14 protein-coding genes are annotated in these 13,995 nt (G+C 65.1%); 8 read left to right on the top strand and 6 right to left on the bottom strand.

Features of this window, described 5'->3' with window-relative positions; all coding sequences use genetic code 11:
* Positions 1–75 precede the first annotated feature (75 nt).
* On the bottom strand, positions 76–744 hold the full coding sequence (locus R3I40_RS02885; RefSeq protein ID WP_285262154.1) for a hypothetical protein: 669 nt from the start codon (positions 742–744) through the stop codon (positions 76–78).
* 122 nt (positions 745–866) lie between these two features.
* Positions 867–1,388, bottom strand: a complete 522-nt coding sequence (locus tag R3I40_RS02890) for a ferritin (protein ID WP_183373813.1) — start codon at positions 1,386–1,388, stop codon at positions 867–869.
* A 194-nt stretch (positions 1,389–1,582) separates the two neighbouring features.
* On the opposite strand from R3I40_RS02890, the gene R3I40_RS02895 reads away from it, so the two are divergent.
* The 3 genes from R3I40_RS02895 (at position 1,583) to R3I40_RS02905 (ending at position 3,649) form a co-directional block, all read left to right on the top strand.
* The gene (locus R3I40_RS02895; RefSeq protein ID WP_285262420.1) at positions 1,583–2,731 is read left to right on the top strand and encodes a calcium:cation antiporter; all 1,149 of its coding nucleotides are present in this window, start codon (positions 1,583–1,585) and stop codon (positions 2,729–2,731) included.
* 214 nt (positions 2,732–2,945) lie between these two features.
* On the top strand, positions 2,946–3,335 hold the full coding sequence (locus R3I40_RS02900; protein ID WP_239376302.1) for a type II toxin-antitoxin system RelE/ParE family toxin: 390 nt from the start codon (positions 2,946–2,948) through the stop codon (positions 3,333–3,335).
* Positions 3,332–3,649 carry a type II toxin-antitoxin system RelB family anti-toxin gene (locus tag R3I40_RS02905; protein ID WP_239376300.1) on the top strand — a complete coding sequence of 106 codons (318 nt, stop codon included), beginning with the start codon at positions 3,332–3,334 and terminating at the stop codon, positions 3,647–3,649. The genes R3I40_RS02900 and R3I40_RS02905 overlap by 4 nt, the downstream gene beginning before the upstream one ends.
* On the opposite strand, the gene R3I40_RS02910 is transcribed toward R3I40_RS02905, so the two are convergent.
* Both R3I40_RS02910 and R3I40_RS02915 read right to left on the bottom strand, forming a co-directional pair.
* Complete coding sequence (locus tag R3I40_RS02910; protein ID WP_239376298.1) at positions 3,642–4,214, bottom strand: recombinase family protein; 573 nt, start codon at positions 4,212–4,214, stop codon at positions 3,642–3,644. The two genes, R3I40_RS02905 and R3I40_RS02910, sit on opposite strands and share 8 nt — an antisense overlap.
* Before the next feature lies 1 nt (position 4,215).
* The gene (locus R3I40_RS02915; protein WP_239376296.1) at positions 4,216–4,581 is read right to left on the bottom strand and encodes a hypothetical protein; all 366 of its coding nucleotides are present in this window, start codon (positions 4,579–4,581) and stop codon (positions 4,216–4,218) included.
* A gap of 1,066 nt (positions 4,582–5,647) precedes the next feature.
* Between R3I40_RS02915 and R3I40_RS11550 the strand changes: the two genes are divergently transcribed.
* From R3I40_RS11550 to nrdH, 4 genes are read left to right on the top strand one after another with little or no spacing between them, the layout of a single operon-like run.
* Complete coding sequence (locus R3I40_RS11550; protein ID WP_396349481.1) at positions 5,648–6,094, top strand: tyrosine-type recombinase/integrase; 447 nt, start codon at positions 5,648–5,650, stop codon at positions 6,092–6,094.
* Positions 6,095–6,122: 28 nt separating this feature from the next.
* Positions 6,123–6,656 carry a hypothetical protein gene (locus tag R3I40_RS02920; RefSeq protein ID WP_239376294.1) on the top strand — a complete coding sequence of 178 codons (534 nt, stop codon included), beginning with the start codon at positions 6,123–6,125 and terminating at the stop codon, positions 6,654–6,656.
* Positions 6,653–7,789 carry a C40 family peptidase gene (locus R3I40_RS02925; protein WP_239376292.1) on the top strand — a complete coding sequence of 379 codons (1,137 nt, stop codon included), beginning with the start codon at positions 6,653–6,655 and terminating at the stop codon, positions 7,787–7,789. The genes R3I40_RS02920 and R3I40_RS02925 overlap by 4 nt, the downstream gene beginning before the upstream one ends.
* 14 nt (positions 7,790–7,803) lie before the next feature.
* Entirely contained in the window at positions 7,804–8,082 is a 279-nt protein-coding gene (gene nrdH, locus R3I40_RS02930; protein WP_239376290.1) for a glutaredoxin-like protein NrdH, read from the top strand.
* A 4-nt stretch (positions 8,083–8,086) separates the two neighbouring features.
* Here the strand turns inward: nrdH and R3I40_RS02935 are convergent, their stop codons facing one another.
* A complete protein-coding gene (locus tag R3I40_RS02935) occupies positions 8,087–8,311 on the bottom strand; it encodes a hypothetical protein (RefSeq protein ID WP_239376288.1) in 225 nt (74 codons plus the stop codon).
* A 549-nt stretch (positions 8,312–8,860) separates the two neighbouring features.
* On the bottom strand, positions 8,861–9,691 hold the full coding sequence (locus tag R3I40_RS02940; protein ID WP_285262419.1) for a DUF2637 domain-containing protein: 831 nt from the start codon (positions 9,689–9,691) through the stop codon (positions 8,861–8,863).
* A 372-nt stretch (positions 9,692–10,063) separates the two neighbouring features.
* Between R3I40_RS02940 and R3I40_RS02945 the strand changes: the two genes are divergently transcribed.
* Positions 10,064–13,831, top strand: a complete 3,768-nt coding sequence (locus tag R3I40_RS02945) for an AAA family ATPase (protein ID WP_285262418.1) — start codon at positions 10,064–10,066, stop codon at positions 13,829–13,831.
* Positions 13,832–13,995: the final 164 nt, after the last annotated feature.

The following is a 13,995-nucleotide window of genomic DNA, read 5'->3' on the forward strand; positions in this document are numbered from 1 at the left end:
CCGGGCCGCAGCATTCACTCCAGGGCGCACGGCTGCTGCACGGGCAGGGCTCTGACGCGGCGGGATCGGCGGCCATCACAGCGCCTGCCCGCTGACGCGTTCGAGGACGCTGCGGCAGTCGTCGCTGAACGTGACGGACAGGGCGCCGCCGTCCTCCAGGGTGGACAGCTGCTCGATGCGTTCGCCGCGCTGCCAGAAGATGTGCGGGGACAGGCGGTCCTCACGCTCGGCCCCGCTGAACTCGTGAGCGGCGAAGCGCAGCAGGGCCCGGATCGCGGGCAGCACTGACGCGTCCCGAATCGGAGAATAGGCGAACAGTCGGGAGTGCGGCGCAGCGAAGAGGTAGCCGTCGTCCGTGGGGCGGAACCCGTCGGCCTGCTCGATGAGATCGGCCCCCACCAGCAGCTTGGACGCCGTCAGGGCGGTCTCCCCGGTGACGGCGGTGAAGGAGCAGGTGGCGTCGCCGTGGCGGTCGATGTCGATGAGGTCCATGGCGGCGAGGTTGTCGATGCCGATGGCGAACAGTTCGTCCCAGCCGCCGAAGCGCTCCACGGAGGACTGGGTGAGGGGGATGATGCCGTCGGGCAGGTCCAGCACGAGGATGGCGACGAGGTCCGCGGTCATCAGACGGAAGGGAACCGAGCGCATCTGCGCGAACTGGTCCTTGGTGATGACGCGGACGAACGTGTGGTGGGCGACGTCCGTGCGGTGAGCGCGCGAGAGGTCGAGGATCGGCTGGGTCATGGCCACAACAGTAGCGCGCCCGCGAGTCCGTGCAGACTCAGCGGGCGCGCTGCTGTTCAGTGCTGGTCATGGGGGCCGACGGGGCCCGGTGACCAGCGCGTGCTCAGCACCTCAAGGGGTGCTCAGGCCTCGTTCTCGGTGCCGTCGGAGGTGCGCTGGCCGAGCTCCTGGTCGATGCGGAGCAGACCCGAGCCGTCCGTGCCGACGAGTTCGAGCTGACCGACGATCTCACCGACGGTTGCCTCCTCTTCGAGCTGCTCGTCGATGAACCAGTTGAGCAGGGGGCGGGCGTCGAGGTCGCCAGCCTTCTCGGTCTCGCGGTACAGCTCGCGGATCGCTTCGGACACCTTCTGCTCATGCGCGAGGGCGGCCTGGAAGATCTCCAGGGCCGTCATCGTCCTCTCTGTGAGCTCGGGCGCGGGAATACTCTCGATCTGCGCGTGGCCCTCACGATCAACCACATGGTCGATGAACTTGTTGGCGTGGACGATCTCCTCATCCGCCTGGGCGCGCAGCCACTGGCCCATGCCGGAGAGGTCCTGGCGGTCGGCCTCGATGGCGAGCTGACGGTAGGTCATGCTGGCTTCGAATTCGAGGGTGATCTGGTCGTTGAACTTCTTCTCAAGGTCCTTCGTGATCTTCATGTGATCATCGTACGGCTCGAGTTTGTGACAGTCCTCAACACGTGCTCAGAGCCAGCTGAGGCCGGCCGCGTCGCCCGCGACGCATCCGGGCGGGGCCTGCCCAGGGGATAGGATCGCCGGCGTGACCGATGCGGCGGGGACGGCCCCGCCTGTGCCGCACCGAGCGGGGACGGCCCCGCAGAACCAGGCTTCGAATGCCCAGCACTGCCCGCACTGTCCTGACCCCTGCTGCGATCGCGCGACTGCTGATCGGGTGGGGATCCGTCGGCGCCCTCGCTGCGCTCACCCCGGCCCTGACCGCCACCCCCGCCACGCCGGTCCTCGCAGTGGCGCTCGCCGTGATCGTCGGGATCATCCTGGTCTGCTCCTTCGGAGTGGTGGCTGAAGCCGAAGCGCTCGCAGACCTGCTCGGCGACCCATACGGCACCCTGGTGCTCACCCTGTCGATCGCGCTGATCGAGGTCACGCTGATCTCCTCGGTCATGCTCGGCCCCGGCGACCATCAGACGATCGCCCGTGACTCCGTGGTCGCGGTCTCGATGATCATCCTCAATCTGGTGATCGGCCTGTCGCTGGTGGTGGGGGCCCGGCGGCACGGCCCGATGCTGCCGAATCGTCGCGGGGTGGCGCAGTACCTGATGCTGACGCTCCTGTTCTCGGCGATCGCGTTCGTTCTGCCGCACCCGCTCGGCACGGACGGTGCCTTGTCGGCCCGGCTCGGGGTCCTTGTGGCAGTGCTCGTGACCGGGGTGTACGCGGTGTTCCTCGTTCGTCAGATGGGGCGCGGGAAGCGGGACTTCCAGGAGGCGGCGGCAGGCGCGCCGCACCCAGCCGATGCAGCGCCGGGGAGTTCGTCAGCCGCAGTGGGGGAGGGGCCGACGGGTGCCGCCCGCGTCCTGGTTCTGCGCACTCTGCTGCTGATCGCGCTGGCGCTGCCGATCGTGCTGATCTCCCAGTCGATGGCGGCGCTGCTCGACATCGCCGTGACACGGGCGCAGGCGCCCGTGGCGCTGTCGGGCCTGCTGATCGCGGCGATCGTGTTCCTGCCGGAGACGATCACGTCGGTCCGGGCCGGTGCGGCGGGGGAGATCCAGCGGGTGTCGAACCTGTGCCATGGGGCGCTGGTGTCCACCGTGGGGCTGACGATCCCGTCGGTCCTGATCATCGGTGCGCTGACGGGTCAGCGGGTGGTGCTCGCGGCATCGTGGCCGGAGATCGCGATCATGGCGATCACGCTGGTCCTCACCGCAGCCGGATTCCTCCGCGGACGGATCGGAGCCGGCTTTGGGTGGGGGCACCTCGGCCTGTTCGCCGTGTATGCGGCCGTGGTGCTGGTGGGCTGAGCGTGGAGACCTGACGGGGGCATGCAGAAGGCCCCGCCGGTGATCCGACGGGGCCTTCCCATGCAGTGTGCGCCATCAGGGATTCGAACCCCGGACCCACTGATTAAGAGTCTCCGCCCGGCAGGACGCCTAATCGAAGTGGACTTCCGTGCTCAGCGCCGCCGACTTGGGGATGCAGGTTGCACCAATATGTCATCGGTGACATACTTGAGCCGTGGCATGGGACGTGCAGATGACGAAGGAAGTGCGCAAGTGGCTTCGGCAGCTCTCTCCTGGTGACCTTCGCAGGGCGGAGCGTCGGCTCGATCAGCTGGCCACCAATGGCCCCGAGTTGTCGATGCCCCATGCTCGCCAGCTAGACAAGAACCTCTACGAGCTCAGATTTACCGCGAGCAACGTTGAACAGCGGGTGACGTACACGTTCGAGCCCGAGCGGCGCGTCATCACCTTGACCCAGTTCCGCAAGCAGCGTCAGCGCGAGACACGCCACGTGCAGCGAGCACGCGAGGTTGCCCGGGATTGGCACAGACAGCGCGCGCACTTCGAGCAACGCGGAGGTAAGGACCCGTTGGATGACACCACAAGATGGAGGCCAAAACCATGAGTACCACCATTGAGGCATCGACCAAGACCTACTCATATCGTGATGAGATCGACGCCATCAAGGCGGACTTCACTCCGGCGCAGCAGCGCGAGTACGAGGCCGCCGATCTGGAGATGCGCGTGGAAGATATGTCATCACGCTTGGTCTACAACGCGCGCCGTGACGCAGGTATGACTCAAGCTGAGCTTGCGAAGCGCGCAGGCACCAACCAGGCAGTCATTTCCAAGATCGAATCCGGCCAGGTTCCGACGCTGCCAATGCTCCAGCGCATCGCAGATGCTCTCGGCAAGGACCTGTCCGTCAGCTTTAACTGAGCGAATCTCTACGACGGATCGCCCGACCGACGCTCGAAGCGCTCACGCCCAACACCTCTGCGATTGCTCGCAGACTCTTTCCCTGCTCCTGCAAGGCAACGGCCGCCTCCACGCGCTCTGGGGTCATTACCGTTGGTCGCCCGCCGACCCGGCCCTGTTCGCGCGCGTGAGCCAGGCCCCTTCGCGTGTTCTCCCGAATGAGGTCCACACGGAGCTGAGATAGGACAGCGAGGAAGCCGCTGAGTGCCCGCCCCTGTGCAGTAGTCGTGTCGATCGCCGGTTCCGTCAGGCTCCGCAGGTGCACCCCCTCCTCCTCCAGCTCACGCATGACTTCAATTGCCATCCGTTCGGTTCCTGCGATCCGATCCAGCGCCCGAACAAGCAGCACATCGCCTGAGCGTAACTCGGCCCGGCAAGCGAGCCACTGAGGACGATCAGACGTACGGCTTGACAGTCCTACGTCCACCCACACCTGTTCGGCACCAGCCTCATGAAGGGCGGCGATCTGGCTATCTGCCCGCTGATCAGAAGTGGAAACGCGGGCATACCCGAAGTAACGAGACATCTCAGAACAGCGGAACCGTATGCCAGAACTGAGGCGGAGCTTCAAAAAGGGGCCTCTCTTCGTGCTCCACCGGTGCGAGCTCGATAAGCAGTGCACCGTTGTTAGGGCCGGATGATGCAAGTAGGTCGGCTAGCTCGGCCAGCGCTCTGTCAGCCTCCTTCTTAGCCCCGGCAGGCGTACCGCTTCGGTAGATCGTTGGCGACAGGTGAATGTTAGCGAGGTGGACAGCACCGTCTCGGTGCTTAAGGACTCCAAAGAGATCGGCATGAATCAATGCCCGCTCAGGGGCGTAGGTGAGGTCATATCGCAGTTCCACAAGCTCATCGACGCGCACCAAGCTGTCATCTGAAAGTCGCATCCACAACATGTCCCAAGTGTAGTGCTGCACAAACGGTCGTTTCTGGCACACGCGCAGCCTGAGCCAAAACTGAACCGGCCTCCGAGACGGCCGCGTGCCAAAACAGTGTGCCATAAGCTCCGCGCCAAAAGTCACCCGCCTCAGCTTGTATCGGTGCGCCCAAGCTAAGGAGAAGGAACTGTGAGCAACGAGCCTGCGCAGCCCCAACCCCAACGAATCGCGACCGATTGGAAAGCTCTTGCGGCAGGTGCACTCGCCCTCATCCTGGGTGTGGGCTTGGTGATAGCCCTCAGCACATTGGGCAGCCGAGCACCAGAGGGTGCGACAACGACTGACGAGGGATTGACCGTTATCGAGGTCGAGCACACCTTGAGGGACGGCCGAACCATCACTTGCCTGAGCTCCACACAAGGACGCTCCGGGGGCTTGTCGTGCGACTGGAGCAACCCCCGCTAAGCACGGGACACTCATTCCAGTACCGCTACGAACCACGAGCTCCGGTCAGAGTCGAGGCTGCCGCGGCCCGCTACGCGGCCCTTGCCTTCGATCCGGTGGGCCAGCTGGCACCAAGGGTTGCGGTGATGGGGAGACTATCGCGGTCAGCACCGTTCCAGCGCGGTCCAGGATTAGGGGCGCGAAACGTCGAGGAGGAGAAAGAAGTTCTGTTGCGGGGCGGCGGGTGTGAGTGAAGCATGTGCGCATGGATGCTTGGACTCAATCGGTTGATCAATGGAGCTTCTGGCTGAGAGCAGCAGAGCGGGCGACAGGGACTGTGAAGCTCAGGGTGTACCACGTCATGACTTTCGCTCGGTCCACACGCACCGCCGCGCCCAGCGACGTCACCGAGCATGATGTGATCCGCTATCTCACTGCTTCAGATTGGTCCGCGAGCACACGGCGCTCGCACCGTGCGTCAATCTCCCAGTTCTTCCGATGGGCCATCACGCGAGGTCTAGCTGAGCACGATCCAACGGCAGGGCTCCTGCCCATCAAGCGCACGCGAACGTTGCCACGACCGGCCCCAGATGACGTCATCCTTGCCGCCCTCCACGCCGCAGACACACGTGTCCGCCTGATGCTTCTCTTCGCGTGTGAGGCTGGCCTACGGCGCGGCGAAATCGCCCGCATCCACTCTGGCGACCTGATCGGTCCCAAGGGCGACAGCTCTGTTCGCGTGCACGGCAAGGGGCGCAAACAGCGAGTCGTTCCACTCACCGAACGTCTCCGCATCGAGCTGCTTCAGGCTGGGCTGAGTACCGGCTGGCTCTTCCCCAGCCCACGACGTGAGGGCCCGATAGGCGCCATCCGCGTTGGAGAACTCGTCTCCGCAGCCCTCCCGAATCCATGGACCTGTCACTCGCTACGGCACCGGTTCGCCACAACTGCCTATCGAAACAGCCGAGACCTCCTACTCGTCCAAACCCTCCTGGGACACTCCAAACCCGAGACCACCGCTCTCTACGTGCACGTGGACACCAGCAGCGCCCGGGAGATCGTCGAGCGAGGCACCATAGCGGCCTGAACGTCGTGCCGACTCCGCTTGTCTCATCATGATCAACCGACGCGCCATTCTTGTCATCGGGGCAGCAGCCACCCTGGCTGGATGCAGTGAGTCTGCGACCCCTACACGAAGCCCTGATAAGCCGTCAGAGCCGAGCACACCACAAGCAGCCGCACCAACGCCCGATCCCTGGGAAAGCGTCGAGGCCAATGGCGACGCTCCACGCGGACCCTCGGACGAGGGACCGCCCTCCGCTGCCCCAGGCGATGCAGAGTCCGCCAAGCGGTTCGCAACTGACACGATCACACTGCTTCTGGACAACTCCAAAGACACGGAGACCTGGTGGAAGGCCGTAGGTCCGAGGCTTACCCCCGAGGCGCAGGAGATCTGGAAGTACACCGAGACCCGGCGAATCCCCGATGCTGAGATCACCGGCCCGGCGAGCGTGCTCACGGTCAGCGGCGTGGACGCCGAAGTGGAAGTGCCCACCTCGCTAGGCACCTGGACGGTGGTGCTCTTCCGCAACCAGCCCACGGACGGCTGGAAGGCATCAGCCATTGAAATCCCGCAGGACTCCCAATGAGCAAGATCAGCAGGGCTAGCTTCCTTGGTGGATGCTGTGCCCTCCCGGTGCTCGTTGGCGGAGGCGTCATCGCGGCCGTCGGTACGGCTCTGCTGGGCACGACCGATGACGGGTCCAACGAAGCGATGTGCTCGGGGTCCGCCCTCAACGTCAACATCGACGGAGACGTACCAACCGTTGGTGGCTACTCAGAACAGGCGATGAAGAACGCTGCTGTCATCATGCAGATCGGTGAGCAGCTGCAAATACCGGCCAGAGGCCAGCTGGTCGCGCTCATGACCGCGATGCAGGAGAGCCAGCTTGGCGACAACCCAGCCGCAGCCACCCCTGATAGCAACGGCGATGCCGGAGTATTCCAGCAGCGCCAACTACCCGGCTGGTACGGCACTCTTGAGCAGGTGAATGACCTCAGCTACGCCGCAGAGGTGTTTTACAAGGGCAAGACGCTCACCGACGAGGTACCCGGCGGTGCAGGGCCGAAGGGGTATCACATCCCCGGTCTGCTCGATGTGTCCGGCTGGGAGGGAATGGCGCCGACGGTTGCTGCCCAGCAGGTGCAGCGCAGCGCTTTCCCATCCGCGTACGCGAAGCATGAAGACGCTGCCCGCCAAATCATGTCAGCGCTGTCGGGTGTCAACGTCGAGATTGACAGCTCAACCCCGGGAGCGGCCACTTGCGAATCAACGGGTGCTTCCGATGGAGGTGTGGCAGTCCCTGGAGACGTTGCGGCGGTCATCGAGGCAGCCCGGTCCACTCTCGGCAGTCCGTACGTCTTCGGGGCGGGCGACTGGAACGGCCCCAACGGCCCCAGCGGTGGGCAGGATTGCTCAGGTCTGACCACGTTCGCCTATATGCAGGGCGCGGGTCAGCGACTTCCCCGTACCGCTCGTGCCCAATGGGCAGCGCTTCGCTCCACCTCAGTATCGCCCGCAGAGATTCAACCTGGTGACCTCATTTTTGAGGCGTGGGGCAGGCTGGGGGCCGAGGTGTCTCACGTAACCCTGTACATCGGTGATGGACAGGCTATTGAAGCAAGTATCAGCGCCGGTCGAACCAAAATCTCTAAAGCCCGGCTCAGTGGTCATCAGTTCGTAGGTATCGGGCGTGTACCCAAGACTTTCGGTAAGCAGTAAGCGGGGTTGTCACAATGACTGTAACCGTCTATTCCAAGCCTGGCTGTGTTCAGTGTGATGCCACTGAGCGGCAACTAATGCGGCACGGAGTGCAGTTCATAACGGTAGACCTTACGCAGCACCCGGGCGCGTTGAAGCGCATCAAAGACCTGGGGTACCGGCAAGCTCCGGTTGTCGTTGCGGACGGCACTCACTGGAGCGGCTTTCGTCCGGACAAGATCAAATCACTGGCGCTCTCCGGCGGCGAGGGCGCTTCGTCTTCTCCGGCGCGCGCTCCCCGCGCGAGGTTTTGAGGCTCTACTTCACACCCAGCACTGTTGCGATCAGGCCCGCTGCTGGGATGAGGACGGACATGACTGCGATGGTGGCGAAGCACCCCAGGCAGCTCTTCGTCTTCGCGTGAGTTCTACTGAACATCAGAAGGGCGATCCCGACGATGGCGGCCAGAACTGCGGCACCCGTGAGCGCCGCGCCGAGCATGATCTCCAGTGTCGGTTCGGGTACGTCTGGTGCTGAACTCATTCGTCGGACCTCCTAGCTCTGTCGTCAGCTACTCAGCGGCGTTGATCTCCTGCGCATCCTCGCAGACTGCCGCTGCCCTCAACAGTGCCTGGCTCAGTGTGATCGCTTCGGGGCCGCGTTTCTTCTCACTGTGGTCAGCTCGCACGCGCCATGCCGCGGTTAGAGCCAGGTGCTCGGCAGTTTCCCAGAGGTCTGCTGGCAGTGATCCAGGCAGCTCAGGGCTCACCCACTCTGACGTCAAGATTTCCAGTATCTGGTCAATCTGAGCGGTCCGTGCCGGGCCGCTCACTTCTCGCGCAGCACGCGCTGCTTCCGCGATCTCATGTGCCATCGGCGCTGTCACCGCCACAGAGCTGCCAGCCTGGCTCCGAGCCCGCCGCTCGTGGAGACGAATCACCGCTCGCAGTCGATGCAGACGAGCCGATGCGCCACTGTGCACGACGCGCTGAGCCGCCCGGAGCCGCGTCGTGTCCGCTTCCGACGGGTTGGTGGGGAACCACCAGTTCGCAACCCTCTTCATGATCGTTCCTCCTGCTTCGTGGTCATGGTTCATGCCTGAGCCGCCAGCTGCTCACGCGCTGCTTTGAGTCGGCGCTTGCCGGTCGACAGGCTCACTCCGAGGCGATCAGCCACCACCTGACCACTGACAGACTTCCCCTGATCCTCCTGGTCTTGAATCCACTGAGCCAGGGCCACCGGCTCATCAATCGGCCCGGGCTCATCGACCGGTTCTGCTGGGTCAGTGGGCGAGGACACCGGCTCAGCCCGGTCAGTCGTGGGCTCAGCCGGTTCTGGCTCAGGCACCTGCTTCTCGGGCTCATGCTGGCTCACGTCTGAACTCGGTTCAGGGCTCAGACTCATGGTGGGTCGGGGCTCGACCACGGCAGGCTCCTGTACAGCGCTCACTCGTGGTGCAACCGACCCCGGGCTGGGCGGGGTGGTCCACCTCCACCGGGGCAACATCATCACCAGAAGGTGAGTGGACAGCAGCAGTGCCACCGGAGGCACGCCGGACACGGCCACGGCGACGAGGGCGGGCAGGTCCACCCGCCCGCCGCTGGAGAGGGCGTGGAGCCCATTGCCAATCACCGAGATCAGAGCGAAGAGAGCGAGCTGTGCCCACGGGTAGGCCCGCACGGTGCGATCCGCGGCGGTGCGGAGCACCAGCGCCGCCGCCGTAGCAACCACCATCGACCCATCCACCACCACTGGCCACATCCACGCGATTTCCGAGCGGATGCCCGCGCCCCGCGCCAGCTCTGTCAGCGCATCGAAGCTCATCGCGAATGCCAACAGCGCCACGGCACCGGCACCGGTTGCAGACGCTCCTATCAATGTCCGCCGAAGCATCAACGGCGCCACACGCTCAGTCACGCTCATCCAGTCCCTCCACCGCGATCACCAGACCGCCATCTTCAACCACGAACAGCTCCAGCTGCTCAACGTCCTCTTCACGGCTCATCGCCGCTCCTTCCGTCACGCCGACAAGCCGCACCGCAACGACACCCGCACCCCATCAGCAAGAATTGCTATGCACGTAAGCACTACGTGGTCTTGTGCGCTATGCTGGGCCTCATGCGAGGCGGTGTGCAGGTGTGGCGACGTGGCGTGAATGGCCACGGGCTCCGTCATGCCACGGCGTACGCTCTCCAGGGCGGGTGTGATGCTGCCGAGGTCTCCCGGCAGGTCTCAGCCGGTGCAGATGCAGCCGTGGGCTACGGCCCCGAGGGCGCTCCCACGGTTGAGCGGATAGTGGCCACCGAGGCTGGCCTCCAGCGTGACCGCCTGGACCAGGACTCGCTCAAAGCGTGGATTGATGCTGCCGACCCGCTCACCGGGGAGCAGCGCGGCCGCTCTATCACCTCACCCGAGGCTCACCTGCTGTACGACTCCACGATCAATGCGCCGAAGACCTACTCGCTCGCTGGCGTGCTGCACCCCGAGCTTCGTGCGGAGTTCGACGCGCTCATGGACCGCATCACCGAACGCACCGTTGAGGACTGGCGTGAGCAGCTGGCGACACGTCGTGGCCAGGGCGGTAGGCAGCGGCTTGGTCTGGCTCAGGTCGAGGTGGTTCAGCTGGACCATGAGCGTTCACGCTCCCTGGACCCCCACGCGCACCGTCACCTGTGGCTCAATGCGAAGGTTCAGGGTGCTGATGGCAAGTGGTCCAATGTGGACTCGCAGCTCGTGTTTCGGCTCCAGCCACTGGTGAATGCTCGCGGTGAGCTCGCGGCCCGCACTGATGCCCGCTGGCGCTCGGCTCTGGCTCGCCACGGCTACTCGCTGAACGACGAGGGGGAGATTGCTGAGCTGGCTCATCTGGTCCGGCCCATGAGCAAGCGGGCTCAGCAGATCGAGCGGAACAAGCAGAAGCTTGAGGCCGATTGGCGGGAGGCTCACCCAGGTCAGGAGCCGAGCCCGCGCCTGATCGAGTCGTGGGACAGGCGCGCATGGGCGCTGGACCGGGCTCAAAAACCTGATGAGCTGGATGAGGACCAGTGGCGTGACCAGGTGCGCCGCGAGATCGCAGACATTGACCCGGCGGTGCTGTCCGAACGTGGACCACGGCCCACGGAACCGGTTCACGCAGCCGAAGTAGACCGTGACCGGCTCACGGCTCATGCCCTGAGCTGGACCGACCAGCGGGCCGTCCGGTCTCAGTCACGGTTCTCCCGCGTTGACCTTCGAGCCGGGGCCACTATGGCGGTGGCCCACCTCCAGCTCACTGAACCGCCAGAAGTGCTGAACCAGCTGATCCGTGAGGTGGAAACCCGAGCCCTGGCTCAGTGCGAGTCTCTTGCCCCTGGCCCGGCGGCCGAGGACGTGAAGACGATGCGGCTCATCGACGTGGGTGAGACCCGTCAGAAGATCACCGCACGAGCAGCCACCCGCGCCGCGCTGGGTGACACCACCCCCGCGGCCGTGGACGTGATCGCCGCCGCCGTTGAGAGCATTGATGCCGAGCGCGCCGAGGAAGGGGAGCAGCCGATCAAGCTGGACGGCCAGCAGATCGCGGCCGCTCGCACCATCGCGGGCAGTGCTCCTCTCGTCGCTATCGAGGGGCCAGCCGGAGCAGGCAAGACCACCATGCTCACCGTGGCAGAGCGGACGATCCGGGCCCAGGGCAGCCAGATGCACACCGTGACCCCCACCATGAAGGCTGCACAGGTGGCGCAGGCAGAGATCGGCAACGACTCATCCAGTCTCCACGCGCTGCTGTACGCCCACGGGTGGCGCTGGAGTGAGGACCAGGGAGGCCGCACTCACTGGAGCCGCCTCAGCGATGGCGATGTAGACGTCAACGGGCAGGTCTGGCACGCTCCCACCCGCGCCATCGCCCGAGGAGACATCATCGTCTGCGATGAGGCGGGCATGGTGGACCTGGACTCGATGAACGCCCTACTCACCCTGGCTGATGAGACGGGGGCACGAGTCGCCCTCGTCGGTGACCCGCACCAGGTCCGCCCCGTGGGCCATTCCGGTGCGATGGCTCTGGTTCAGCGTGAACTCCCCGATGACGCTAAGGCTGACCTCCACTCCATCCACCGCTTCCGCACCGCAGCAGGCGACGCAGATACGGCCTACGCCGAGATCACCCGTGACCTCCGCTCAGTCGGAAGCGAAGCGAAAGCCCGCGAAGTTGCTGCATGGCTCACCCATCACGGCTACATCACCCGATGCAGTGATGACCAGGACCAAGTGGACGCAGCCGCGGCTGCCTGGGTCGAGGCCCACGGCCGGGGAGAGTCCATCGCGGTCATGGCGGATACCAACGAGATCGTCACGGCCATCAACGATCAGGTGCAGCAGACCCGACTAGATCGCGGCCAGCTTGACACCACGGCCACCGCGCCCATCCGCGACAGCGCCACCGCACACATCGGCGATGTAGTCACCACTCGCAAGAACAACCGTGACGCAGCATTCACGGTGGCCAACCGTGAACAGTGGACCATCCAGAACATCACCGGCGCAGGCATCACCCTCACCGGCGGCATCGACAACCGCAGCGAAACGATCACCCACGAGTACGCCCGTGAGCACCTGTCACTCGGGTACGCCTCCACAGTGCATGGCGCACAGGGAGTGTCCACACGCTCGGCCGTTACCGTGCTCACTGACACCACTAGCGCGGCGCAGCTCTACGTCGGGATGACCCGCGGAAAGTACGACAACCGCCTTCTGGTGGCAGCCCCCGATGGCACCGGCGCTGCCGAGCAGATCACGGAGGCGATGCAACGCGACCGCCACGATCTCTCCGACGACCAACTACGTCATGTAGTCGCCGCAGAAACCGCGCGAGCCGGTGACCCTGCTGAGCCGTCTGAGCCTGAGCCCCAACCGTGGCGTGATCGCCCAATGGGGGACGTGGATGAGCCTCAGTGGGTCATGGACCGGCTCACCGCGAATCGGGATCGGCTCACGGCCGAGGCCCGCGCCCTGGCTGACCAGCGCCACCTGGCCCATCACCGGCTCACCACCGAGCTGACCCCGGGCCGCGACCGCGCCCACCGAGATGGAGCCGATGCGCTGACCCTCGCGACTCACAACCGGCAGATCGAGGCGGCTCAGAAAGCCCTCACCGAGCTCAGTGAGCAGCACAAGGCCATCACCGCACAGCTCAACGCCACCGAGACCACATTGGATCAGCTCACCTCCGAGCTCGAATACCGAGCCACTATGGACCGCGAACAGCGCCACCGCGAGGACCATGAACGTGAACATGCCGCGCTGCACTCCCCGGCCTGGCTCACCGACGAGCTTCGCCGCCCCCACGGCCTCACAGCCAACCTCACCGCCGCCCGCCGCGAGCTGGAGGAAGCCCGTGCCCGCCATACCGCTCGACGGGACAGGGCCTCACTGGAGATCGACACCGCGGCAGCTACCACTGCCGACGCGGCCGACTACGCCGCACAGGCCGCCGCCGCAGCCGACGCCGCACGCCGCTCCCTCGCACGCATACGAGACGAGGCACTCACCGGCGCGCTGAACACGATCACGACCGAAGCAGAAAATCTGGACCGCATTCACGAGGCGGCTCAGCGCGCTGGACTGTTCCGACGTTCCTCGGCACGACGCGCCGCGAACGACGCTGACGCCGCCTTCATTGCCACCTGGGGGCAGACTCCGCCCACGGAGGGACGGAGCAGCTGGCTGATCGAACGAGCCTCCTCCGCGGTCGATGACCGGCTGCAAGCAACCGCAGAGCACCGCCGGGCCGAAGCCGCGCAACAGCGGTCCGACGCAGCACAGAGCGCCCACCAGCGAGCTCAGCGCACCGAAGACTCCCTTGCCCGGACGATCACCGACGCGGAGCAGTCGCTTCGTGCTCTGGAGCGCGATGACCACGACCTCACCCGCGAGGCACGCATTCGATCCGTCATGCCACAGGAAATCGCTCTGAAAGAGCACCGGGCCCGGGCGGCACACTTCCGCCAGCGCCAGAATCAGGACTCCAACGGGCGCCCACGATTCGACAGTGACAAGGACAAGCCCCGTCAGCGGCAACGCTTCTGACATGGAGAAACGGCCCGAAGGAGACTCCTTCGGGCCGCTCACCGATCCGTTTCTCTAGCCGTGGACGCCTGGGCCTGGCCGCACCTGGTTCTGTTGCTTCTTATAGCAATCAAAGCAATCTCGCTGCGATAGCCAGCGCGCGAAGCTCTCACGGTAATCCGCAC

It is taken from the genome of Helcobacillus massiliensis (genome assembly GCF_033106145.1).
In the GTDB taxonomy this organism is placed as follows: domain Bacteria; phylum Actinomycetota; class Actinomycetes; order Actinomycetales; family Dermabacteraceae; genus Helcobacillus; species Helcobacillus massiliensis.